This window comes from Microbacterium pumilum (genome assembly GCF_039530225.1).
GTDB lineage: Bacteria > Actinomycetota > Actinomycetes > Actinomycetales > Microbacteriaceae > Microbacterium > Microbacterium pumilum.
Map to the genome: position 1 here is coordinate 2,181,894 of NZ_BAAAOH010000001.1, position 24,598 is coordinate 2,206,491.

Annotated in this window: 17 protein-coding genes; 11 read left to right on the forward strand and 6 right to left on the reverse strand. The window is 70.0% G+C overall.

What is annotated here, in order from left to right:
• Window positions 1-14: 14 nt before the first annotated feature.
• Window positions 15-914 (reverse strand): diacylglycerol kinase, encoded by a 900-nt coding sequence (locus ABD188_RS09525; RefSeq protein WP_344061078.1) that lies wholly within the window; start codon window positions 912-914, stop codon window positions 15-17.
• Between the two features lie 58 nt (window positions 915-972).
• Complete coding sequence (locus ABD188_RS09530) at window positions 973-2,625, reverse strand: FAD-binding oxidoreductase (protein WP_344061081.1); 1,653 nt, start codon at window positions 2,623-2,625, stop codon at window positions 973-975.
• Window positions 2,626-2,659: 34 nt separating this feature from the next.
• On the opposite strand from ABD188_RS09530, the gene ABD188_RS09535 reads away from it, so the two are divergent.
• The 3 genes from ABD188_RS09535 (at window position 2,660) to ABD188_RS09545 (ending at window position 6,259) form a co-directional block, all read left to right on the forward strand.
• Complete coding sequence (locus ABD188_RS09535; protein ID WP_344061084.1) at window positions 2,660-3,238, forward strand: TetR/AcrR family transcriptional regulator; 579 nt, start codon at window positions 2,660-2,662, stop codon at window positions 3,236-3,238.
• The gene (locus ABD188_RS09540; protein ID WP_344061087.1) at window positions 3,235-4,791 is read left to right on the forward strand and encodes a glycerol-3-phosphate dehydrogenase/oxidase; all 1,557 of its coding nucleotides are present in this window, start codon (window positions 3,235-3,237) and stop codon (window positions 4,789-4,791) included. The genes ABD188_RS09535 and ABD188_RS09540 overlap by 4 nt, the downstream gene beginning before the upstream one ends.
• A gap of 94 nt (window positions 4,792-4,885) precedes the next feature.
• On the forward strand, window positions 4,886-6,259 hold the full coding sequence (locus tag ABD188_RS09545; RefSeq protein ID WP_344061090.1) for an APC family permease: 1,374 nt from the start codon (window positions 4,886-4,888) through the stop codon (window positions 6,257-6,259).
• A gap of 66 nt (window positions 6,260-6,325) precedes the next feature.
• Here the strand turns inward: ABD188_RS09545 and ABD188_RS09550 are convergent, their stop codons facing one another.
• Window positions 6,326-10,144 (reverse strand): multifunctional oxoglutarate decarboxylase/oxoglutarate dehydrogenase thiamine pyrophosphate-binding subunit/dihydrolipoyllysine-residue succinyltransferase subunit, encoded by a 3,819-nt coding sequence (locus ABD188_RS09550; protein ID WP_344061093.1) that lies wholly within the window; start codon window positions 10,142-10,144, stop codon window positions 6,326-6,328.
• A gap of 180 nt (window positions 10,145-10,324) precedes the next feature.
• On the opposite strand from ABD188_RS09550, the gene guaB1 reads away from it, so the two are divergent.
• From guaB1 to ABD188_RS09565, 3 genes are all read left to right on the forward strand, one after another.
• Entirely contained in the window at window positions 10,325-11,782 is a 1,458-nt protein-coding gene (guaB1, locus tag ABD188_RS09555; protein ID WP_344061096.1) for a GMP reductase, read from the forward strand.
• Window positions 11,783-12,611: 829 nt separating this feature from the next.
• Complete coding sequence (locus ABD188_RS09560; protein WP_344061099.1) at window positions 12,612-13,940, forward strand: hemolysin family protein; 1,329 nt, start codon at window positions 12,612-12,614, stop codon at window positions 13,938-13,940.
• Window positions 13,937-14,995, forward strand: a complete 1,059-nt coding sequence (locus tag ABD188_RS09565; protein WP_344061102.1) for a hemolysin family protein — start codon at window positions 13,937-13,939, stop codon at window positions 14,993-14,995. Before ABD188_RS09560 ends, ABD188_RS09565 begins: the two co-directional genes overlap by 4 nt.
• A 10-nt stretch (window positions 14,996-15,005) precedes the next feature.
• Here ABD188_RS09565 and ABD188_RS09570 read toward each other — a convergent pair whose 3' ends face one another.
• The gene (locus tag ABD188_RS09570; RefSeq protein WP_344066985.1) at window positions 15,006-16,070 is read right to left on the reverse strand and encodes an NADH:flavin oxidoreductase/NADH oxidase; all 1,065 of its coding nucleotides are present in this window, start codon (window positions 16,068-16,070) and stop codon (window positions 15,006-15,008) included.
• Between the two features lie 31 nt (window positions 16,071-16,101).
• Here ABD188_RS09570 and ABD188_RS09575 point away from each other — a divergent pair, with 31 nt between their 5' ends.
• From ABD188_RS09575 to ABD188_RS09595, 5 genes are all read left to right on the forward strand, one after another.
• On the forward strand, window positions 16,102-17,016 hold the full coding sequence (locus ABD188_RS09575; RefSeq protein WP_344061104.1) for an ADP-dependent NAD(P)H-hydrate dehydratase: 915 nt from the start codon (window positions 16,102-16,104) through the stop codon (window positions 17,014-17,016).
• A gap of 54 nt (window positions 17,017-17,070) precedes the next feature.
• Window positions 17,071-18,288 (forward strand): glycosyltransferase 87 family protein, encoded by a 1,218-nt coding sequence (locus ABD188_RS09580; RefSeq protein WP_344061107.1) that lies wholly within the window; start codon window positions 17,071-17,073, stop codon window positions 18,286-18,288.
• Between the two features lie 28 nt (window positions 18,289-18,316).
• Window positions 18,317-18,646 (forward strand): thiamine-binding protein, encoded by a 330-nt coding sequence (locus tag ABD188_RS09585; protein WP_344061110.1) that lies wholly within the window; start codon window positions 18,317-18,319, stop codon window positions 18,644-18,646.
• 88 nt (window positions 18,647-18,734) lie between these two features.
• A complete protein-coding gene (locus ABD188_RS09590; protein ID WP_344066988.1) occupies window positions 18,735-19,919 on the forward strand; it encodes an MFS transporter in 1,185 nt (394 codons plus the stop codon).
• Window positions 19,920-19,939: 20 nt separating this feature from the next.
• Window positions 19,940-20,722, forward strand: coding sequence for an NUDIX hydrolase (locus ABD188_RS09595; protein WP_344061112.1), 783 nt, complete (start codon window positions 19,940-19,942; stop codon window positions 20,720-20,722).
• A 31-nt stretch (window positions 20,723-20,753) separates the two neighbouring features.
• Here the strand turns inward: ABD188_RS09595 and metX are convergent, their stop codons facing one another.
• On the reverse strand, window positions 20,754-21,959 hold the full coding sequence (gene metX / locus ABD188_RS09600; RefSeq protein WP_344061114.1) for a homoserine O-acetyltransferase MetX: 1,206 nt from the start codon (window positions 21,957-21,959) through the stop codon (window positions 20,754-20,756).
• A gap of 238 nt (window positions 21,960-22,197) precedes the next feature.
• On the reverse strand, window positions 22,198-24,489 hold the full coding sequence (locus ABD188_RS09605; RefSeq protein ID WP_344061117.1) for a hypothetical protein: 2,292 nt from the start codon (window positions 24,487-24,489) through the stop codon (window positions 22,198-22,200).
• Between the last annotated feature and the right edge of the window lie 109 nt (window positions 24,490-24,598).

Here is a 24,598-nt window from a genome sequence, read left to right on the forward strand (position 1 = left end):
TCCGCTTTCTCCTGCTACGGCGAGAAGACGGTGAGGGCTCCTGGGACGACGTCGACGGTGAGCGGAAGCGCACCGATCGGATCGCCGTCCGCGTACGCGGTCACTCCGGGCGACGACAGCCGCACCGACCGCACCAGACGGATCGACACCTCCGCCACCGAGGCGTGCGTGCCCTTGTAGACCTTCGGCAGCAGGCGGAGCAGCCGCATCCGGCCCGCCGGTCGCACCAGGACGACGTCGAGCAGCCCGTCGGTCGGGTCGGCGTCGGGGCAGATCGGGATGCCGCCGCCGTAGGTGCGGCCGTTCCCGACCGTGGCCATGACGAGGTCTCCGGTGACGTGCTCGCGGGTGCCGTCGCCCAGTTCGAGCTCGACCTCGTACGGAATGCCGGTGAGGGTCAGGAACTCCACGAGGATTGCGATGTTGTAGCGCGATCCGCCGCGCGGCCAGCGCATCGCGTTCGCACGGTCGTTCACCTTCGAGTCGAAGCCGCTCGCGAGGACCGAGCCGAAGAATGTGGTGGTGCCGTCCGTGCGCGTGACGCGCGCGAGGTCGATCGCGCGGGTGCGGCCGGACGCGATCGTGTCTGCCGCGGCGGAGACATCCAGTTCCTTGAGTCCGAGCGTGCTCGCGAAGTCGTTTCCCGTGCCGGCCGGGATGATGCCGAGGGGGATGCCGGTCCCTGCCACCTCCTGGATGGCCAGGTGCACAGTGCCGTCGCCTCCGGCCACGACCACCGCGTCGGTGCCCATCTCCACCGCAGTACGCAGAAGCTCGCGGGACTCGGCGGCGCTCCCGCCGCTGATGATCGTGGTTCGGATGCCGCGGGCACGCAGAATCTCGGCTGCCTCGGCGCCCGCGCCCGAATGAGAGCCCGCCCGGGCGGCAGGATTGACGAGCAGCGCGACCTTCATGCGTCGTCACCTTCCGCGTCTGTGGGACTGGGGCTCCGCGCCTGTTGGCGCTCCGCGTCTATGGGGCAGCGTGCGGCGCGATGAGTGCGCCGGGGTTCATTATGCCGCGAGGGTCGAGTGTCGCCTTCACCGCCCGCAGGACCTCGATGCCCAACGCGCCGACCTCGGCCTCGAGGTAGGCCCGGTGGTCGCGCCCTACCGCGTGGTGGTGGGTGATGGTCGCGCGTGCGTCGGCGATCGCGCGGGATGCGGCATCCTTCGCCCGCAGCCACTGCCCGATCGGATCGGGCCCGAGCGCCGCGATCACGGTGAAGTACAGCGACGCGCCCGCAGGGTACACGTGGGAGATGTGGCACAGCACGACCGGCTTGGTGCCCTCTGCGGCCAGGGTGTCGGTCAGCGCCTCGGTGACGGTCCGCTTGAGCCCCGGCAGCAGTGCCCACGTCGTCGCCGTCTCGAGGGTCTCGGCGAGGACGCCGGTGTCGAGGAGCGTGTCGCGCAGGGCGGGTGAGGAGAATCGCCCACGCTCCCACGACCGAGCGGGATCCTCGCCGCGCGACTTGGCGCCGTGCGCCGCGAACAGGGAATCGAGCTTCGAGCGGATCGCCTCGGATTCGGCGTCATCCGACCCTTCGAAGGTCGCGACGGCGAGGCAGCCGCGCATCCGCGTGAGGTGCCCGCCGAGAGCCGCGTTCACGCGCGTTTCGGCCTCATCGCTCAGCCGCAGGACGGTGGGGCGGATGCCGCGCTGGGTCGCCTCGCGGATGGCCGCCGAGCCGGACGCGAAGTCGGGGAACGTCCACGCGCCGTACCTGGTCGCCCCGGGCAGCCGTCTGATGCGCACCGACACCTCGGTGAGGACGCCGAGCGCTCCCTCGGACCCGAGGAACAGCTCACGAAGGTCCGGTCCTGCCGCGCTCGCCGGTGCGCGCCCGAGCGACAGCTCGCCGACGGGGGTCGCGACGCGCAGGGCGTGGACCAGGTCATCGAACCGTCCGTAGCCTCGCGACGCCTGACCGCTCGAGCGGGTCGCGGCGAAGCCGCCGATCGTCGCGAACTGGAAGCTCTGCGGGAAGTGGCCGAGCGTGCAGCCGTGCGCGGCCAGCAGCTCCTCGGCCTGCGGTCCGGTCGTGCCCGCGCCGAAGGTCGCGAGGAGCGAGACCTCGTCGAGGTCGAGGAGGGCTGCCGTGCGCGAGAGATCCAGCGCGATCACGGCGGGGTGCGCGCCGCGCTGAGGATCCACACCGCCCACCACGGATGTGCCGCCGCCGAACGGCACGACCGCGATTCCGCGATCGTCGCAGAGGGTGAGCACCGCGGCGACCTCGTCGTGGGTCGCCGGAGAGATCACCGCGTCAGGCGCCGTCTGAGGGTCATCGAGGCGGCGTCGCAGCAGATCGGGTGTGCTCTTTCCACCGAGGTGCAGCATCCGCAGGTCGTCGCCGAGGGTCGCATTCGCGGGGCCGACGATCTCGGCGAACGCCGCGAGCGTCGTGACGTCGAGGTGAGACGGCGTCAGGTTTGGCCCATCGCGGCGGGGGATGGCGCGCGGCTTTCCGGGCAGTACGGTCGCGAGGATGGCCCGCGCACCGGGCGGCAGCCGCGCAGGTTCGGTGCCCCACGCGTCCCACCGTGATCGAGGGGCGGCAGCGGCGGGCACCTCTACGGGGAATGGTGTCGATTCCGAGCTCGACGGCGTCGTCGCAGGCATGGCGACAGTATGACACATTCTGTATGGTTGTCACATGATTGATGGCGTCACCGACACCGAGGCTGCGATCCTCGACGCCGCGCTCGAAGAAGTGCTCGCCCACGGGATCCGGCGGACCACCGCATCCGACATCGCACGGCGATGCGGCATCGCCCGGCAGACGCTGTACCGCTACTGGCCCGACGTGCAGTCGGTCTTCGCCGCGCTCGTGACCCGTGAGCTGCTTGCGGTGCTGCCCTCGGGAGCGTCGACGGCTTCTGATCTGCCGGAGTTCGTGTCGGTGCTCGTCGACACCGCGGATCGGGTACGGCGGCTTCCGCTCGTCGACCGGCTGCGCGAGACCGACCCCGAGCTGTTCGCACGGTACGTCCTGCATCGGCTCGGCACGAGTCAGCGCACCATCCACGCCGAGCTGGCGCGGCAGATCGGCGCCGCCCAGCGCGCCGGGTTCGTTCGTCAGTGGGAACCATCCCAGCTGGCCGCGATGGTGCTGCTCATCGCTCAGTCAGCCGTGCTCTCGGCATCCGTGGTGGCCGAATGGCTGCCCGCCGAGTCGTGGCGGACCGAACTGGGCCGCGCGCTCGCGGGGTATCTCGAAGTGCCGGCCGCGTGATCTCGCCCGTCCTCGGCCGGACGCCCCTGCCGTCCGCCCTCCACGCCCGGCGCAGGGCCCGCGAGCTCGACGCGCTCGGCACCGATCCCGACGTCGACATCCTCGTGATCGGCGGCGGCGCGACCGGCGCCGGGATCGCGCTGGATGCCGCGAGCCGGGGGCTCCGCACCGTGCTGGTCGAGCGTCGGGACCTCGCGCACGGCACCAGCCGATGGAGCTCGAAGCTGGTCCACGGCGGCCTGCGCTATCTGGCATCCGGTCAGGTCGCCATCGCTCACGAGAGCGCATCTGAGCGGCATCTGCTCATGACCCGGATCGCGCCGCATCTCGTGCGGCCCATGGCGCAGGTGACCCCGCTGTACGCGCCCGGGCACATGTCGCGAGGCGCATATGTCGGAATGGGCTACGGGCTCGGGGATGGCCTGCGGCGGATCGTCGGCACCCCCGACGCCGTGCTCCACGCCCCAGGACCGATCGGCCGGGACGAGACGCTCCGCCTCGCACCGGCCCTGCGCGCTGACTCGCTGCGCGGGGGCATGCGCGGGTGGGATGGCCAGCTCATCGACGATGCACGGCTCGTGGTCGCCATTGCCCGCACGGCGGCGGGGTATGGAGCATCCATCCTCACGCAGGTCGAGGCGCTCGAGGCTGATGGCGACGGCGCGCTCCTGCGCGACGCGCTCACCGGATCGGAGCTGCGGGTTCGGGCCCGAGCGGTCCTCAACGCCACGGGAGTGTGGGCGGGGGAGTTCGATCCCGCCGTCGTGCTGAGGCCGAGCCGCGGGACCCACCTCATCGTGGACGCGGCGCGGCTCGGCGACTCGGACGTCTCGCTCACCGTCGCCGTGCCCGGTTCATCGAACCGGTTTGTCTTCACCGTTCCCGCGCCGCACGGCCGGGCATACATCGGGCTGACCGACACGCCCGCCGACGGACCGCTCCCCGAGGTTCCGACAGCGACGGATGCCGAGATCGACATGCTCCTCGCCACCATCAACACCGTGATGGCGTCGCCTCTCACCCGCGACGATCTGCTCGGCACCTTCGCCGGGCTGCGACCGCTCCTGGCCGGACGCGCCGAGGGCGAGACGAGTGACCTGTCGCGTCGTCACGCGATCATCGAGTCGTCGACCGGCCTTCTCAGCGTCGTCGGCGGAAAGCTCACGACCTATCGCCGGATGGCTCAGGACGCCGTCGACGTCGCGGCGGCACGGCGATTCGCGCCGGACGACATGCCGGGCTCCCGGACGCGCGCCCTGCCTCTCGTCGGGGCGTGGCCGCGCCCACGGCTCGGCGAGATCGCCGCCGCACCGCGGCTGGTGCGCCGCTACGGCGCGGAGGCGCCGTTCGCGGCCGCACTGCCCGACGGTCCTCGCGGCGCCCGGGGCGTCACGGCGCAGGAACTGGAGTGGGGGATTGCGGTCGAGGGCGCGCTGACGATCGACGACGTGCTCGACCGGCGCACGCGGCTCGGTCTCGTCGCGCGGGATCGACAGGCGTCGTGGGATGCGGCGGCCGCCGCATTCGAGCGGGCAGGCATCGCTCCACAGTGAGGTCGCGGCATGCACGCGAGGGTTTGGCAGGAATCCGCGGAACGACGTCCGATCGCCGCGAGCGCGTGTCCTCGCCGACCGCGAGACTGGAGGAGTGACCTCGCCGGACGCACCGCCCGCCCCCGCTCGCCACGGCGGGATCGGCATCGTGCAGGGCACCGCCCTCTACATCGCATCCGTCCTCGGAACCGGTCTCCTGGTGCTGCCCGGGCTTGCGGCAGCTGTGGCTGGGCCGGCGAGCATCGTCGCCGTGATCGCGGTCATCGGCCTGTCGGTGCCTCTCGCGGGCACATTCGCCGTCCTGGCGGCGCGCTATCCCGACCCCGGCGGTGTCGCAAGCTACGTGCGGCGGGCGCTCGGCGGCACCGCTGCTCGCATGACCGGCTACTGGTTCATGTTCGGCGTGTGCGCGGGCGCGCCGGTCGTCGCCGTGCTGGGTGCGAACTACGTCGCCGCCGTCGCCGGAATCGACCGGAGCATGGTGCCGCTCCTGGCCCTCGCGATCCTGGTGCCGCCCTTCGCCGCCAACGCGTTCGGCGTCCGCGTGGCGGGCTGGGTGCAATTCGTCCTCACCGCGCTGCTCCTCGGCGTCGTGGTGGTTGTCGTCTCGCTCGCCGCACCGGCCGTCGACCCGCAGAACTACACACCGTTCCTGCCGCACGGCTGGGTGGGTGTCGGCACCGCCGTGAGCCTGTTCGTGTGGGCCTTCGCCGGCTGGGAGGTCGGGACGCACATCTCGGGGGAGTTCCGCAATCCGCGCCGTGACATCCCGGTCGGCACGGCGATCGCCCTCGTCGTGACCGGCGCCTGCTACCTCATCCTGCAGATCGTGACGGTCGGTGCCCTCGGCGGCGATGCCGGCGACGGGGCGGTTCCGCTGCTCGAACTCGCCCGTCTCGGCTCGCAGGGACTCGGCGCGATCGCGGTGGGAGTCATCGCTGCGATCGTCGCGCTGGGCGTCATGAACGCCTACCTCGCCGCATTCGCCAAGCTGGGCGCCTCACTTGCCTTGAATCGGGATCTGCCGCGGTGGTTCTCCGCGGGCGCCGAATCGGGCGGCATACCGCGTCGCGCGCTCGCTCTCACCGGAGTCGTCGTGCTCGCGTACTTCGGTCTCATGCTCGCCTCCGGCCTCGACCTCAAGCCGTTCATCCTCGTGCACACGAGCAGCATGGTGGCGATCTACGCGCTGGGCATGGTTGCGGCCGTGCGTCTGCTGCGCCGATTCACCACGGGATGGTGGATGGCGGTCATCGCCGCTGTCCTCTGCGTCGGCATGCTGGTGCTCGCGATCGGCTCACTGCTGCCTGCCGCGGGTCTCGCCGTTGCGGCGGTCGCCGTGACGATCGTTCGGCGAGCGCGCAGGACCGCGGGCACGGTCCTTGTGGCCCAGGCCATGGTCGACGACCGGTCGGATCCCGGTGTCGGCACGCCCGCAGAGCCCGCGGCACGATCGAGTCGGCCCTGACACGAAGCGGGTCGGCGCCGCAGAGCGGCATCGACCCACCTCGAGTGATCCGGGCAGTCCCGGACGTCAGAGCGTCAGCGCCTTCTGCAGGATCGTCGCCTGCTCGGTCGCGTGCACCTTCGGCGACCCGGTGGCCGTCGACGCGGCTGCCGGGCGCGAGATGCGCTTGATCGTGCGTCCGTGCAGGTGCTTGACGACCTCGAGCGCGATGAAGGGCCAGGCGCCCTGGTTCTCGGGCTCGTCCTGCACCCAGAAGAGCTGGGCGTTCGGGTAGCTGTCGATCACGGCGTTCAGCTCGTCGATCGGCGCCGGATAGAACTGCTCCACGCGCACGAGGGCGATCTCGGGGTTCGGCTTCTTCTCCAGCTCGGCGCGGAGGTCCCAGTGGATCTTTCCGGCGTGCAGCAGGACGCGCTTGACGGCGCTCTTGTCGAGACCGCGGTCGTCGTCGAGCACCGGCTCGAACCGCCCGCTGAGGAAGTCCTCGACGGGGCTGGTCGCGCCGCGCAGTCGCAGCATCGCCTTGGGGGTGAAGACCACGAGCGGCCGGCGTGGGCGCGCGTACGCCTGGCGGCGGAGCAGGTGGAAGTACGACGCGGGCGTCGACGGTCGTGCGACGGTCATGTTGTCCTGCGCGCACATCTGCAGGTAGCGCTCGATGCGGGCCGAGGAGTGGTCGGGGCCCTGGCCTTCGTAGCCGTGCGGGAGCAGCAGCACGACACTCGACTGCTGACCCCACTTCTGCTCGGCGGCCGAGATGTACTCGTCGATGACCGACTGCGCGCCGTTGGCGAAGTCGCCGAACTGCGCCTCCCACAGCACGAGGGCGTCGGCGCGCTCCACGGAGTAGCCGTACTCGAACGCCATGGCGGCGTACTCGCTGAGGAACGAGTCGTAGACCCAGAACCGGCCCTGGTCGTCGCTCAGGTTCGCGAGCGGGATCCACTCCTGACCGTTCGCGCGGTCGTGCAGCACGGAGTGCCGCTGCACGAAGGTGCCGCGGCGGGTGTCCTGGCCGGCGAGGCGGACGAACGTCTTCTCGAGCAGGAGCGAGCCGAACGCGAGCAGCTCGCCGAACGCCCAGTCGATCGCGCCGTTGCGGCTCATGTCGAACCGCTTCTCGAGGAGCTGCTGCAGCTTGGGGTGCACGGTGAAGCCGTCGGGCTTGTTGACGAACGCGTCGCCGATGAGGTTCACGACGTCGCGTGAGACTCCCGTGCTGTCGGGCTGTCCCGCCACCGGCTCAGCAGCGGCATCCGCATGCAGAACCGAAGAGGACCCGGTCTCGGCCGCGTGCGTCTCGGCGAAGGCGATCTCCAGACGGTTCTGGAAGTCGCGCTTGGCCTGCTCGTACTCCTCCTCGGTGATGTCGCCGCGTCCGACCAGTGCCTCGGTGTACAGGCGTCGCACCGACCGCTTCGCCTCGATGAGGTTGGTCATCAGAGGCTGCGTCATCGAGGGGTCGTCGCCCTCGTTGTGACCGCGGCGGCGGTAGCAGACGAGGTCGATCACGATGTCGCGGTGGAAGCGCTCACGGTACGCGAAGGCCACCTGCGAGACGCGCACGACGGCCTCGGGGTCGTCGCCGTTCACATGGAGGACCGGCGCCTGGATGGTCTTGGCGACATCCGTCGAGTAGACCGACGAACGGCCGTCCTGCGGCGTCGTGGTGAACCCGACCTGATTGTTGACGACGACGTGGATCGTGCCGCCGGTGCGGTAGCCGCGGAGCTTGGACATCTGGAGGGTCTCGACCACGACGCCCTGACCTGCGAAGGCCGCGTCGCCGTGGACGAGGATCGGGAGCCAGGAGTAGCTGCCCACGGGCTTGCGGTCCTGCTTGGCGCGGACGATCCCTTCGAGCACGCCGTCGACGGTCTCGAGGTGCGAGGGATTCGCGGCGAGATAGACCGGCAGCTCCGTGCCACGGTCATCGACGAACGTGCCCTCGGTGCCGAGGTGGTACTTCACGTCGCCCGACCCGCTCTTGCTTCCGATCGAGACGGAGCCTTCGAACTCGCGGAACACCTGGCCGTAGGTCTTGCCGCCGATATTCGTGAGCACGTTCAGCCGGCCGCGGTGCGCCATTCCGATCGCGGCGCCGTCGAGGCCGGAGTCGGCCGCACCCTGCAGGATCTCGTCGAGCAGCGGGATGAGCGACTCGCCGCCTTCGAGGCTGAAGCGCTTCTGGCCGACGTATTTCGTCTGCAGGAACGTCTCGAACGCCTCGGCCTGGTTGAGCTTGTCGAGGATGCGCAGCTGCTCGTCGTGACCGGGCTTGGTGTACTTGACCTCGACGTTCTCCTGGAACCACCGGCGCTGCTCGGGATCCTGGATGTGCATGTACTCGATGCCGATGGTGCGGCAGTAGGAGTCGCGGAGCACACCGAGGATGTCGCGCAGCTTCATCTGGCGCTTGCCGCCGAACCCGTTCGTGACGAACTCGCGGTCGAGGTCCCAGAAGGTGAGGCCGTGCTCTTCGATCTCGAGGTCGGGGTGGGTGCGCTGCACGTACTCGAGCGGATCGGTGGCCGCCATCAGGTGTCCGCGGACCCGGAACGAGTTGATGAGCTCCTGCACGCGTGCCGTCTTGTCGACCCGCTCGGCGAGGTCGACGTTGATGTCGGCCGCCCAGTGGATGGGGGCGTACGGGATGCGGAGCGCGGCGAAGATGGTGTCGTAGAAGCCCCGCTGGCCGATGAGCAGCTCGTGCACCTTCTTGAGGAACTCGCCCGACCCGGCGCCCTGGATGACGCGGTGGTCGTAGGTGCTCGTGAGCGTGATCGTCTTGCCGATCGCCAGCTCGTTGAGCGTCTTCTCGCTCGCGCCCTGGAACTCGGCCGGGTATTCGAGCGCGCCCGCGCCGACGATGCACCCCTGGCCCTTCATGAGACGCGGGACCGAGTGCACGGTGCCGATGCCGCCGGGGTTCGTGAGCGAGATCGTGGTGCCCTGGAAATCGGCGGCCGTCAGCTTGTTGTTGCGGGCGCGCGTGATGAGGTCCTCGTACGTCGTGAGGTACTCGTTGAACGTGAGGGTGTCTGCGCGCTTGATGCTGGGAACGAGCAGCGCGCGCGTGCCGTCGGGCTTCGGCAGGTCGATCGCGATGCCGAGGTTGACGTGCGAGGGCGCGACGACGGACGGCTTGCCGTCGATCTCGGCGTAGAACACGTTCTGGCTCGGGAACTCCTTCAGCGCCTGGATGATGGCCCAGCCGATGAGGTGCGTGAAGCTGACCTTGCCGCCGCGGGTGCGCGACATGTGGTTGTTGAGCACGATCCGGTTGTCGATCATGAGCTTCGCCGGGATCGTGCGAACGCTCGTCGCGGTCGGAACCGTGAGCGACTCGTCCATGTTGGCCGCGAGGGTCTTCGGCATCCCGCGGAGGACGGTGACGCGCTCCTCAGCAGCCTGGTCGGCCGCCGACGGGGCCGCGGCCGGAGCCTGGGCAGGGATCGGCGGTGGCGCTGCGGGCCGCGCGGTCGTCCGGGCGACCGGCTGCGACCCGACCACGGGGATCGCCGCGGTGACCGGCTTCGGCTCCGCCCCGGGTGCTTCGGATTCCGGGGGCGCGGCCGGGGGCGCGGCAGGCGCCTCTGCCGCCGGCGCGGGGGCTGCCGCTGCCGGCGCGGCCGCCGCCGGTGGGGCGGAGGCTGCGGGCGCCCCGCTCGCGGGCCTTGCGGCATCCGGAGCCGGAATCGTCGGTGCCGATGGTACGGCCGTCCCCGTATCGACGGGGTGGTAGGCCTCGAGAATGGGCCACCACGCCTTGTCGACCGAGTTCTTGTCGATCTTGAACTGTTCGTACAGCTCGTCGACGAGCCATTCGTTGGCTCCGAACTCTCCTTCGTTCGAAACCCCGACGCCCGTCACCTGGCTCGACACGCTGGATCGCCTGCTTTCATCGGTGAAGATCTCAGAGATCGTGCGGAGCGCGAACCGCCCACATGCACGACTGTTAAGCGTAACCCAGTCTGCCGCACGGGTTCCTTGCGGCGGGAGAGGCGGGAGCGGAAAGATCGCGGACGCTTATCTGCACGGAAACAGTCACTACCCTTGACGGACATGGAGTTCTACGGTGACATGCCCGACGTCGACCTGACCTATTCGGATGTCTTCCTGGTCCCTCGATCCTCATCGATCACCAGCCGGCTCGACGTGGATCTGTCGCCTGGTGACGGCACCACGGCGACGATCCCGCTGGTGTCGGCGAACATGAACTCCGTCACCGGCGCTCGACTGGCAGCGACCCTTGCGCGACGTGGTGGCCTCGGGGTGCTTCCGCAGGACATGCACCTGCAGGACCTGGATGCCGCCATCCGATGGGTCAAAGCGCAGCCCGTGCAGTGGGATACCCCCCTGGTGCTCCCGCCCGAGGCGACCGTGGCGCAAGCCGCGCGGCTGCTGCCTGCCACCGAGGGGCACGGCATCGTGGTGGCGGATGCGGCCACCGGCCCGCTCGGAATCGAAGACATTCAGGGTGTCGTTCCGGCCACGCGTCTCGGCACAGCTCTGCCCGACGCACGGCTGGGCGACCTGACGCGAGGGCGCACGGCATCCGTCGACGCCGACGACATCGAGAGCGCACGCCACGCCTTCGACGTGATCGTCGCCGCGGGCGCCGAGACCGTATGCGTGCTGCATCACGGTCACCTGGTCGGCACGCTGTCCCGTCGCAGCGCGCTGCGCACGACGCTCTACCGTCCGGCGGTCGACGCCTCCGGACGCTTGAGTGTCGCCGCCGCCGTCGGCATCAACGGGGATGTCGCAGCCAAGGCCAGGGCGCTCGCCGCGGCCGGGGTGGATGTGCTCGTCGTCGACACCGCCCACGGACACCAGGAGGGCATGCTCCGCGCGCTCCGCGCCGTCGCCGACCTCGACCTCGGCATCCCGATCGCGGCCGGCAACATCGTCACCGCCGAGGGAGTGCACGACCTCGTCGCGGCGGGTGCGGACATCCTGAAGGTGGGTGTCGGGCCCGGAGCGATGTGCACGACGCGCATGATGACCGCGGTCGGGCGGCCCCAGTTCTCCGCGGTGCTCGAGACGGCCGAGGCCGCCCGTATCATGGGCGCACACGTGTGGGCCGACGGCGGCGTCAGGTACCCGCGTGACGTCGCACTCGCGCTCGCTGCGGGGGCGGCATCCGTCATGGTCGGCTCGTGGTTCGCGGGCACGATCGAAGCCCCCGGCGAGCTGCAGGTCGATGCGACGGGGCGCGCCTACAAGGAGTCGTGGGGGATGGCGTCCACCAAGGCCGTGCACGACCGGTTCGGACGCCTCGATCCCTACGAGCTGGCCCGCAAGGAGCTGTTCGCCGAGGGGATCTCGTCGTCGAAGATCTACCTCGATCCGCTGCGCCCCGGCCTCGAAGACCTGCTCGACATGATCACCTCGGGCGTGCGTTCGTCGTTCACGTATGCCGGCGCCTCGAGCGTCGCGGAGTTCCACGAGCGCGCCCGGGTCGGCCTGCAGTCCGCGGCCGGCTACGAGGAGGGCAAGGCGCTTCCCGTCAGCTGGTAGCCCCCGGGCGGTCGGGGGTCCGCGGCGTCTTGTGAGGTGCGTCCCGGTTTCACATGCGCGGTTGATTCCGTCATCCGCGCCATCGACCGACGTAGCGGATGTCGGGAATTGGCGCGGTTGTGATGCGTGGTCGGCAGAGAGCCCCGGAATACCGGAGCCGTGACGGAGTGATCGCCGAGTTCCTGGACGTCCACTCCGTCGAGGATTCTCGGATGGCGTCTGATCGCGCCGCTGGACCTCCCGCCGCGCGCGGGTGCACACGATACATCGATGGAAGCGGGCCAGTCCCCCAGCACGTCGATATCCCACAGAGCCGCTGCGGCGAAATGCGACACAACGGCGGGCGCCCGCATCCGCCTCATCACCTCGAGTACGCGCACCCGGTGACGTTCGGTCGGCGAGAGAGCCTGCCATTCAGCGGTGCGCACGAATGCGCCGGAGGTCACCCGTGTCCACGCTCCTGCCCGGATCGCGGCCCGCAGCCTGCGATCATCGAAGGGATCCGCGCGATGGCGGCGACGGACGACCTCGATCGGCAGGTCCACGGTCAGTGTCACGCCACCAGGATCGCCTGTACTCGATCGGGTGCGGTTGCGGTCCTGGCCTCCTGTGGAAAACGCGCAGAGCGTGTGGTGGGCCGGGGGTTGGGATGGGCCGCGGATGACGGGGAGTGGCGCGCATGAGGGCTCGCGCGGCGGCTGACTCCGCGCCCCGGCCGGGCATCCGCTCATAGGCCCTGCCGTAGACTTGGCGGCACGATGGACGACCCTCCCAGTTGCAGACCCTCGCCCCACCGACCCGCCTCCGGCACGTACCGGGGTGATGCCTGATGGAATTCGTCATGCTGGGCGTGGGGCTCCTGCTCACTTTCGGAACCGGACTGTTCGTCGCGAGTGAATTCGCGCTCGTCAACCTCGACCGTGCCGACCTCGAGGCCCGCCAGGCGGCGGGTGAGACGCGGCTGTCGCTGACGATCAGCGCATTGAAGATCACCTCGACCCACCTGTCCAGCGCACAGCTCGGCATCACGCTGACGACGCTGCTCACGGGTTATGCGCTCGAGCCCGCGATCTCGAACCTGCTGCGACCCGTCTTCACGGCGTGGGGTCTGCCCGCGGGAGTGGTGTCACCCCTCGCCGTGTTCCTCGCCGTCACGTTGGCCACCGTCCTGTCGATGATCCTCGGCGAGCTCGTGCCGAAGAGCTTCGCGCTCGCGGTTCCGCGCCAGACGGCAAAGCTGGTCATGCCGTTCCAGGTCGGGTTCACCACGGTGTTCCGCCCGGCGGTCAGCGTGCTCAACGGCAGCGCCAACGGCGTGCTCCGCGCGATGGGTATCGAACCCAAGGAAGAGCTGTCGGGTGCCCGCACGGCCGAGGAGCTCTCGAGTCTCGTCCGGCGCTCTGCGAGCGCGGGACTGCTCGAAGAAGACACCGCATCCCTCCTCGACCGCAGCCTCACCTTCGCCCGGCTGACGGCCGCCGACGTCATGACGCCGCGGCCCAGCATCCATGCCCTCGCGGCAGGAGACCCGGTCGAAGAGGTGATCCAGCTCGCGCGCCGCACCGGCCACAGCCGCTTCCCCGTCTACGACGACTCGATGGACGACATCACCGGAATCGTGCACCTCAAGGCGGCGGTGAGCGTTCCGCGAGAGCGACGAATGGATGTCCCGGCCGCCGCGGTCGCGACGGAGCCGCTGCGCGTGCCGGAAGCCGTGCATCTCGACGCCCTGGTGTCGGAACTGCGCGCCCGCGGCTACCAGATGGCAGTGGTCGTCGACGAGTACGGCGGCACCGCGGGCGTCGTGACCCTTGAAGACCTCGTCGAGGAGATCGTCGGCGAAGTGCTCGACGAGCATGATCGCCGACGCGCGGGAATCATCCGCGCCGCCGACACCGTGACATTTCCTGGCGAGCTGCGGCCGGACGAGGTGCTCGACCGCACCGGCATCCGGATTCCCGAGGACGACGTCTACGACACGGTCGGCGGATTCATCATGAGCGTGCTCGAGCGCATCCCCGTCGTAGGCGACACCGTCGAGATCGAGGATGGGACGCTCGACGTGCAGCGCATGAGTGGACGCCGCGTGGAGCGCGTGCGCTTCACCCCCGCACCGATGCCCGCCGACGCTGCGGCCGACGGGGGTGACGACCGATGAGCGACTGGGGAGGAATCGCCTGGCTGGTCGTGCTGCTCGCGTTCAACGCGTTCTTCGTCGGCGCGGAGTTCGCCGTCATCTCGGCCCGGCGCTCCCAGATCGAGCCGCTCGCCGAGAGGGGCTCGCGATCGGCCAAGACGGCGCTGTACGCCATGGAGCACGCCACCCTCATGCTCGCGACCTCGCAGCTCGGCATCACGATCTGCTCGCTGCTGATCCTGAACGTCTCCGAGCCCGCCATCCACCACCTCCTGGCGGGTCCGCTGGGGCTGACCGGGCTCTCAGAGGCGGCGGTCGACGCGTTCGCGTTCATCGTCGCCCTCATCCTCGTCTCGTACCTCCACGTCGTGTTCGGCGAGATGGTGCCGAAGAACCTCGCGTTCTCGGTGCCCGACCGCGCGGTGCTGATGCTCGCGACTCCGCTGGTGTGGGTGTCGAAGCTGTTCCACCCGATCATCGTTTCGCTCAACTGGATCGCCAACGGCGTCGTGCGTCTGTTCCGCGTCGAGCCGAAGGATGAGGCGGCATCCACCTTCACCCTTGAAGAGGTGGCGACGATCGTCAATCAGTCGCGCATCGAGGGGGTGCTGAACGACACGTCGGGCACCGTGGCGGCGGCGGTCGAATTCACGGACAAGAAGGCGAAGGATGTCGCGGTGCCCCTCGCCGACCTCGTGACCCTGCCCGAGTCCGCGACCCCGGACGAGATCGAGCGTGCCGTCGCCAAGCACGGCTTCTCGCGCTACGTGATCGTCGACGGCGCGGGGCATCCGTTGGGGTACGTGCACCTGAAGGACATCCTCCAGGCGGCGGAAGGGCCGAATGCCTCGACCGACGTCGCGCGGCGGATCCCGTCGAAGCGGATCCACGCCATGGTCCCGGTCCTTGACACGACCGACCTCGAGGACGGTCTCGCTCTGATGCGCCGTGCCGGCCGACACCTCGCCCAGGTGCGGAACTCCGCCGGCGAGACGACCGCGGTGCTCTTCCTCGAGGACATCATCGAGGAGCTTATCGGCGAAGTGCAGGATGCTACGCGTCGGGGGAGGCGCTGACGAGCCCTTGTCAGCGCCGGGCGCGAACGTACTGCTTCGGCCAGTAGTCGATGTCGTCGCCGAGTTCGGATGCCGCGCGCAGCGCGTAGTGCGGATCGCGCAGCCACTCGCGGCCGGCCATGACAGCATCCGCGGATCCGTCCTTCAACACCTGTTCGGCCTGGGCGGCATCGTCGATCATGCCGACGGCGTTCACCGGCACACCGGCGACCTGGCGCACGTGCGCGGCGAGAGCCACCTGATAGCCCGGCCCGACGGTGAGCTGCTGGTGGGCGACGAGCCCGCCGCTCGAGATGTCGAAGAAGTCTGCTCCGCGCTCGGCGGCCCATCGCGCGACCGCGGCCGTCTCGTCGACACCCCACCCGGCGTCCGCCCAGTCAGAGGCCGAGAATCGCACGAACAGGGCGGCGTGCGGTGCTTCGGCCCGGACCGCATCCACGACCCGCAGCAGCAGCCGCGCGCGATTCTCGAGGGATCCGCCGTACGCGTCGTCGCGGTGGTTGGACAGCGGCGAGAGGAACTCATGGAGCAGGTAGCCGTGGGCGGCGTGGATCTCGATCACCTGGAAGCCGGCCTCGATCGCGCGACGCGCAGCAGCGCCGAAGTCGTCGACGACCGCATCCACTCCGGGGATGTCGAGGGCGAGCGGCTCGGCGAACCCCTCGAACGCGATGGCGGAGGGGGCGACCGCGGGCCAGCCCCCCTCATGAGCTGAGACCGTGCCACGGCGGCCGGAGAAGGGCGACCACGTCGACGCCTTGCGTCCGGCGTGGGCGAGCTGGATGCCCGGTACCGCGCCGCGGGTGCGGATGCCCTGCACGATCGGGGCCCACGCGTCGCGATGCGCGTCGCTCCAGATGCCGGTGTCGTCGGGCGAGATCCGCCCCTCCGGTGAGACCGCCGTCGCCTCGGCGATGACGATGCCCGCGCCGCCCGACGCGAACTGGGTGAGGTGGGTGTGGTGCCACTCCTGCGGGAGGCCGTCGACCGCGCTGTACTGGCACATCGGCGCAACCCAGAGGCGATTGCGCGCGGTGATGCCGTTGATGGTCAGGGGAGTGAACAGCAGGCTCATCGTGTGGGTGCTCCGCGGGTAGGGTGGCGCCATGGCCGGGTCATGGACGCTCGCAGACGCCAGGGGCGTCCTTCGAAGCCCAACTGCGGCTGACGACAAGTATTCCCGAGGCGTCGTGGGCTTTCGCACCGGATCCGACGCGTACCCCGGCGCCGCGGTCCTCGGTGTCGAGGCGGCCTGGCGCGCGGGCATCGGCATGGTCCGCTACCTGGGTCCCGACCGCGCGGCACAGCTGGTGCTGGCCCGTCGGCCCGAGACGGTGACCGCCGATGGCCGGGTGCAGGCATGGGTGATCGGGTCGGGGATGGTCCCCACGGCCCCTCCAGACGCCGATGACGCGTCGCCCGGAGACTCTGGGCGCGTGGGCCCGACCGCCGCCAGGTCGGCGGCCGACACCGCGGCGCTGCGCGGCATCCTGTCGGGAGCGCAGCCCGTCATCGTCGACGCGGGCGCCCTCGATCTCGCGGTCGGGGCACACGCGCCGCGGATCGTCACTCCGCACGCACGCGAGCACGCCCGCTTGCGGGAGCTGCTCGGACTCGATCCTGCGTCGGCCGAGGACGACGATGGGCGTGCAGCCGTCGCGGCGCAGACGGCGGCCGCGCTCGGTGCGACCGTCGTGGTGAAGGGTGCCGTGACGATCGTGGCGCAGCCCGACGGATGGGCGACACGCGTCACCGCCGGCACACCGTGGCTCGCGACCGCGGGCACCGGAGACGTGCTGGCGGGTGCCCTCGGTGCCGTCGTCGCAGCCGCGGAGGCGCGCCGGGAGGCGCAGGGCGAGGCGCACGGGCTCGGCGCGCTCGCCGCCACGGCGGTCTGGCTTCACGGACGGGCGGCGACACTCGCGGCAGGTGGGCTGGGTGCGGCAGGGGGGCCGATCACTGCGCTCGACGTCGCCGACGCGCTGCCGCTCGCTGTCGCCGAGGCCATCGCCGCTGAATGACGGCGCGGAACGGACCGCAACGGGGACGCAATAAGCCGCGCTTAGGATGACAGGATGTCGAGGCGGGGGTGGCTGTGGGTCGCGTTCGTCGTGGTGCATGCCGCGATCGCGATCTTCGGCTTCACTATGCCGAACCAGCCCATGGGCGATGTCTACTTCGTCTACGAGCCGTGGTCGCTCGCCGCGCTGCGGGGCGACGGCATCGTCGGGGTGACCTCGTCGTGGGTGTACCCCCAGCTCGCCCTCATCCCGATGGTCCTCGCGCACGGGCTGGAGTGTATCGCCGGGTACGAAGTCGCCTGGGCGATCATGGTGACCGCTTTCAGCGCCCTCGGCTTCGCGGTGCTCGTCGGCCGGGGCCGGTCGCAAGGACGGTTCACCGCCGCGGCGTTCTGGCTGGCCTACACGGCGCTCCTCGGGCCGATCGCGATGTACCGGATCGATGCCGTGACGGTGCCGCTGGCGGTCGCGGGATGCCTGTGGCTCGTCGGTCGCCCCTGGCTCGCCTCGGCGCTGCTCGCCGTCGCGACGTGGATCAAGGTGTGGCCGGCCGCTCTGCTGCTGGCAGCCCTGATCGCGGTGCGTCGTCGCGGTGCTGTCATCGGGGGTGCTCTCGCCGTCAGCGCCGCGACCATCGTGGTCGTGGTGTTGCTGGGCGGAGGCGGGCACGTGTTCGGCTTCATCACCGATCAGGCCGATCGCGGCCTTCAGATCGAGGCGCCGGTGAGCATGGCGTACCTGTGGCTGGCCGTCGCGAAGGTGCCGGGCTCCTTCCTCTACTACGACCGTGACCTCCTGACGTTTCAGGCGTCGGGGCCGGAGGTCGACGTCGTCATCGCGCTGATGACGCCATTGCTCGCCCTCGTCGTCTCGGCGATCGCGATCCTCGGCGTGGTCAAGCTGCGGCGAGGAGCGAGTTTCGCCGGGCTGTTCCCGCCGCTCGCCTTGAGCCTCGTGCTCGCGCTGTTCGTCGTCAACAAGGTCGGTTCGCCGCAGTACCTCACCTGGCTGATCGCGCCGATCGTGATCGGCCTGGTGATCGACCGCCGGCGCTGGTGGCGCCTCGCGACCGCGGCGCTCGCCGTGGCCCTGCTCACGCAGCTCAACTATCCGCTCCTCTACGGCTATCTCCTCATTTCGGATGCCGGCGCCGTCGCCGTGCTCACCGCGCGCAACCTGTTGGCGATCGCCCTCCTCGTCTGGTCGGTCATCAAACTCGCGAAGGTGCCGCAGCGGATGCGGCATCCCGTACCTCAGCCGACTCCCGCCTGAACGACTCCCACTGAATCGGAGATCCCACATGCTCATCGCCTTCTCCGTCGCCCCGAGCGGCACCGGCGCGGCTGACGGCTCGGTGCACGACGCCGTGGCCGCGGCTGTCCGCGTTGTCCGCGACAGCGGGCTGCCACACCGCACCACGTCGATGTTCACCGAGCTCGAGGGTGAGTGGGACGAGGTCTTCGACGTCGTGAAGCGTGCCACCGACGCCGTGCTTCCGTTCGGCTCGCGGGTGTCCCTGGTGCTCAAGGCCGACATCCGTCCCGGCTACTCCGGCGAGATCGACGGCAAGGTCGAGCGGCTCGAAGAGGCGCTGGCGAATCCTGATCACGGCGATTCGGTGTCCGTCTGACGGGCAGCATCGAATCGATTCGACACGAGGCTCGCCGCAGCGCTAGCATGGCGGGGTGACCTCCTCGACCTCGAGGAGCGGCGCGGCGATGTGGGCGCTCCTCTCCCTCGCCATCGGCAGCTTCGGCATCGGCATGACCGAGTTCGTCGTCATGGGTCTGCTGCCCGACATCGCCCAGGACCTGCTGCCCGCCCAGTGGGCCGCCGATCAGGAGAGTGCGATCGCGCAGACCGGCTGGCTGATCTCGCTGTACGCGCTCGGCGTCGTCGTCGGTGCCCCGACCATCGCGGGGGCCGTCGCCAAATACCCACGGCATCGCGTCATGATCGGGCTCGCTCTCGCGCTGACCGTGTTCAATGCACTCACCTTCGTCCTCCCCACCTTCGAACTGGTCGCGGCGTCGCGCTTCCTCGCGGGCCTGCCGCACGGTGCCTACTTCGGCATCGGCGCGCTCGTCGCGGCCGACATCCTCGGTCCGGGCAAGCGCGCCAAGGGAGTCGCCTTCGTGCTCACCGGCCTCACGATCGCGAACGTGGTCGGCGTTCCGCTCGGCACGTATCTGGGTCAGCAGGCCGGATGGCGCGCAGCCTTCGTCGTCGTCGCGGCGATCTTCGCGGCCGCCACGATCTGCATCGGGTTCTTCGTGCCGGAGCACGCCGGGGATCCGGTGCGGACGCTCCGTGCCGAGCTCGCGGTGTTCCGCATCGGCCAAGTGTGGCTGACCCTCGCGGTGGGTGCGATCGGCTTCGGGGGATTCTTCGCCGTGTACAGCTACATCGCCCCCGTGGTCACGGAGGTCGCGGGCTCGCCGCAGTGGGTCGTGCCGATCATCCTCGTGATCATGGGACTCGGGATGACGGCGGGCAACCTCACCGGAGGCGTGCTCGCCGACCGCGACCTCAGGCGGACGATGATCGGGGGATTCATCGCGCTGGCGATCGTGCAGAGCGCGCTCGCGCTCTCGGCGCAGGGGATCTGGGCGCTCGGTGTGTTCATCTTCGCCACAGGCTTCATCTCATCCGCGCTCAGCCCCGCCATCCAGACGCGTCTCATGGACGTCGCCGAAGACAATCAGTCCATCGCGGCTGCGCTGAACCACTCGGCGCTCAACATGGGCAACAGCCTCGGCGCTTTCCTCGGCGGAACCGTCATCGCGATCGGCTGGGGTTTCGTCGCACCGGCGTGGGTCGGCGTCGGCCTCGCCCTTGCGGGGCTCGCCCTCGCGATCGTCAGCCTCTCGCTGGAGCGTTCCCGCACACCTGTCGCCGTCTGACTCGGCCCTAGTCTGGTCGGATGCCGGATACCCCGTCCTCCACCGAACAGGCGCTGCAGGCGATCGCCGATGCGGTCGGCGACGGGCGGCAACGGGTCGAATCCGACCTGTCGGACCCCGCGATTCCGGTCGCTGCGACTGTCGTGCTGCTGCGCAACGGCGGCGACGGCCTCGAAGTGCTCATGATCGAGCGGCCGGATCGCGGTTCGTTCGCCGGGGCGTGGGTGTTCCCCGGCGGAAAGCTCGAGCCGGGCGATCGTGAGCCGCCTGCCGACGCGTCGTCCGCCGGCAGCGCGACCGAGGAGGCGGACGCGCGACGCGCGGCGGTGCGCGAGACGTTCGAAGAGACCGGGCTCGAGCTCGCGGCATCCGCTCTCGTCACGGTGTCGTGCTGGGACCCGCCGCCGGGGCTTCCTCTTCGCATCCGCACCTGGTTCTTCGTCGTCGCGGCGCCGCCCGCGGAAGAGCTCCGGCTCCAACCCGGCGAGGCGGTCGCGTCCGAGTGGCTGCGCCCCGCCGACGCGCTGCAGCGCCACGCGCAGGGCGAGTTCACGCTGTATCCGCCGACCTGGGTGACTCTCTACGGCCTCAACGACGCCACTGATGTGGAGGCCGTGCTCGCGACGACGCGACTCGCCGCGACCCGCTCGTTCGAGACGCAGGTGCGGCGCGGACCATCCGGTCCGGTCTTCTACTGGCGGGAGGACGCCGAGTACGAGGGCGATCGGCCGGATGCGGCATCCGGCCCTCGCCACCGGCTCGAGGTCGGCGCGAGTCCATGGGTCTACACCTACCGACAGTGACAGCCCCCGCGACGATCGCGAACGTCGGGCTTCAGCTCTCGAGCAGCCGTCGCAGGTGCGCCCCGACCGCGTTCGTCTCGATGAGGAATCCGTCGTGCCCGAAGTCGCTCGACAGCACGACCGCGCGATCGCCGTCCAGGGCCGTGCGAATGCCTCGCGCGATGCGATGCTGCCCCTCGATCGGGAACAGCCGGTCGCTGTCGATCCCCAGGACGAGCGCGGTGGCGGTGACCCGGGCGAGAGCGTCCTCGACGCCGCCTCGATCGCGCCCCACATCGTGGGAGTTCATCGCCTCGACCAGGGTCATGTAGGAGTTCGCGTCGAATCGGCGGGTGAAGCGGTTGCCGTGGAAGTCGAGGTATGACTCGACCGCGAAGCGGCCGCCATGCCCGAGAGGGCTCACCCCCGACTGCCACGAGCGCTGGAACCGCTGGTTGAGCTCGGTGGGCGACCGATAGTTCAGCAGCGCCATCCGGCGCGCGAGGGCGAGGCCTCGATTCGGCCCGTCGCCGTCCGCTGCGTCGTAGTACTCGCCCGCCTGGAATCGCGGATCGATGCGGATCGCCTCGAGCTGCACCGAGTTGAGGGCGATCTGGTCGGCGGTGTTCGACGGCGGAGCGGACAGCACCCCGACCCGCTCGACCCGATCCGGCAGCGCGATCGCCCACTCGAGGGCGTGCATGCCGCCCATCGAACCGCCCAGCACCGCTGCCCAGACATCGATCCCCAGCGCATCGGCGAGGCGTACCTGGGCGGCGACCTGGTCGCGGATCGTCAGATACGGAAATCGAGACGCCCACTCGTAGCCGTCGGGCCCGATGCTCGCGGGTCCTGTCGACCCCTGGCAGCCGCCCAGCATGTTCGGCGCGACGACGAACCACCGATCGGTGTCGATGGGCGCGCCCTGGCCGACGACGTCTCCCCACCACCCCTCGGTCGGATGCCCCGGACCCGCCGAGCCGCACACGTGGCTGTCGCCCGTCAGCGCGTGAAGAACCAGGACGGCGTTGCTGCGTGTCGCGTTGAGCTCGCCCCACGTCTCGTACGCAAGGCGGTAAGCCGGAAGCTCCCGCCCGCCTTCGGTGCGGAACGCCCCGAAGGCGGCGAACTGCCGGTCGCCCACAGGGTCGCCATCACGCCATGCCCCCGTCGCCGGCGGTCGTCCGAGCAGCTGGCGGGCATCCGCCTCCGTCACCGGGGCCGAGGGCACGGTGTCTTCGGAGGTCTGCCAGTCCATGGGTCCCATTGTCGCGGCTTGCGGGGGGCGCTCGGTCGCGTGTTACACCCGCGCGCGGTTCGTCGAGTCGGGCGTCCGGCCGATGTCCACGCGACCGCGGTTGTTTGCGGCATCCGCTGCGTCGATCGGTGGCGCGGATGTCGCGGAGTGGCGCGGGTGTGGGGTCGCGCGACTCGCGACACCGGTGGACCCGCGCGGGAACGCCGCCCGGATCGCTCCGGGCGGCGTTCCTCGAGCGTCACGCTTCGAGCGAGAACCCGAACAGATCGCGGTTGCGCCACGGTCCGCCCGGTGTGATCGTGCGGTCGTGCGCCCACAGGGTGAGCACGTAGCCGCAGGCGGCCATGAGGCTCGTGTCGAGCTCCCACGTGCCGTTCGCCGCCGTCGTGATGGCAGGGAACGCGGTCGGGCCCGAGAACGTCGGCAGCGCTCCGAGCGCCGACGACGCCGGCTGCAGTTCGAACCAGATCTGCGAGAGGTGCTGGTCCGACACCGCGTACGTGCCGCGCAACTTGTCGCCGATCTTGAACCGCTTGCACGGCCCGGTCGGCTGAACGGTGCCGTCGGCGTGCTCGACCTCGGTGATCGCGAGCGCCACGTCGGGCACCGTCTCATCCAGGCGGATCGTCACGGTCTGGCGGATCGTGCCATCCGAGCACAGCCGGATCTGCGCCGGATACTCCGTGCCGCCGGCATCCTTCGCCACGACCTCGACCTCCCAGAGCCCCGCCGCGAGGGCGATGGTCTGCCACGGGTAGAGGACGTCGCCGTAGACCGTCCGGTACCCGAGGCCCGCGATGTTGCGGTCTACGAGATACGGGAAGAATCCGTCGGCGTCGACTGTCTGCAGCTCGCTGTACGACTCAGGCGGGTTCATCCCGATCCAGCGCGTCCCGCTCACCCAGAACGGATCCGAGAGGGTGGTCCAGGTCGACGAGCCAGAGGGCCGCACCCGTACGCGGTACCGCATCTGCGGCGCCGCCACATCCGGCGCGTCGGGGATGAATCCCGAGATCATCACCTGCCCGCCGAAGGGGTTGTCGCCGCCCGTCGTCCGACCGTCGGACTGGTCGATGTCGCACACATCGACACTGCTGATGAAGTCGAGTACGGGGCGCAGCGCCGACAGGGCGCCCACCGGTAGCTGGATCGTCGTCTCTTCGCGGTTGCCCCACGCCGGCACCCAGTCCGGGTTGCCCGCCGGCGGCGGGGTGGCCCACGACAGGATGGCGCGGACCCTCGGCTCGACGGGTCCGGTGGCGCAGTCGCGCCGGTGCGCGACCGATGCGAGCGGCAGGTACACGGCGAACCGCAGCCCGCCGTCGGGCACGGTCTCGTCGTGGACGACGACGCTCGCCGTGCCGGAGTACGACCAGCCGCCGCCCCAGTCCACCCAGAACGCGACGTACTCGACGCTGCCCGAGGTGCACGGCCCTCCGCTGTAGCCCGACGGCTTCTTCACCGTGAGCACGCCGACGAGGGCGTCTTCGACGGGGTCGTAGCCGATGCATCCAAGCTCCTCGTACGACGTGTTGCCGTCGGTCTTGAGCAGGGTGGCGACGATCTTGCCGAGGTCGAATTCCTTGAGTTCCGGGATGTCGAACAGCGGCGACACTTTGGGGATCGGGGGGACGTTCGGGATTGGCGGTCCGCCGGGGATAGGTGGTACGCCACCCGCGATCTCCGGCCCGAACGCGTCGACGGCGAGCGGCGCGATGGGTACGACAGGTGAGACGCCGATGCCGGCGCGCGAGGCGTCGATCCCGATGTGGTCGAAGATCGTCGGTGCGAGGAAGCGGTGCGGTTCGACATCCGTCTTCGCATACGTGGATGCGAGCTCCGCGACCGAGAGGGTCTCGGCGGCCTTGAGGGTCACAGGTCCTTCGGGATCGATCTGCGCGAGGACGAGCTCGGGGAGCTTCACTTTCGTGAGCTCGATGAACTCGGACCACAGCGGACTCTTCGTGGTGCGCGGCGCGACGGACACCGTCACGACATTGCCCCAGATCGGGGTGTAGTCGGGGTCGCCCGCCGTCGGAGCGGCGTTCCACGAGAGGATTGCGCGCACGAGGGCCGGCCGCGCGAACAGACACCAGTAGTGGTGCATCGGCGCGACGACGTTGACGGCGAAATCGAGCGGGCGCGTGCCTGCCGAGTCATGGACGGCGAAGGAGTCCGTGCCGGCGTCGGTCCACGTCGCACCGCCGTCGTAGCTGACGAAGAAGCGGACGTATTCGCGCGAGCCGGCGCTGCAGAGCGCGCCGCCGTATCCGTTCGTCTGGTTCACGCGCACGACGGCCTCGAGCTGGTCGATCGTCGGGTTGAGCCCGACGCACGTGACCTGCTCGAAAGTCGTGCTGAACGCGACCTTCTCGAAGGGCTTGAACGGGGTGTCCGGCGCGGTGCCGAAATAGTTGGGGTTGCCCAGCAGAAGCGCCTTCGCGCTGCTGCGCAGCCCCAGCTCTTTGACGCTCACCTTCGTGACCCGCCCGGGTCCGGTTCGCGCCTTGGTGTCATCTGTGGGTGACATGTCGTCTCCTCAGTCAGGGCGTGGCGGGATGCCGCGCCTCACCTGACGAAGAGGGCCGGCTCTCGCCCGCTGATACTGCGCAGGCACGACGACGCGCCGATGTCCCCAC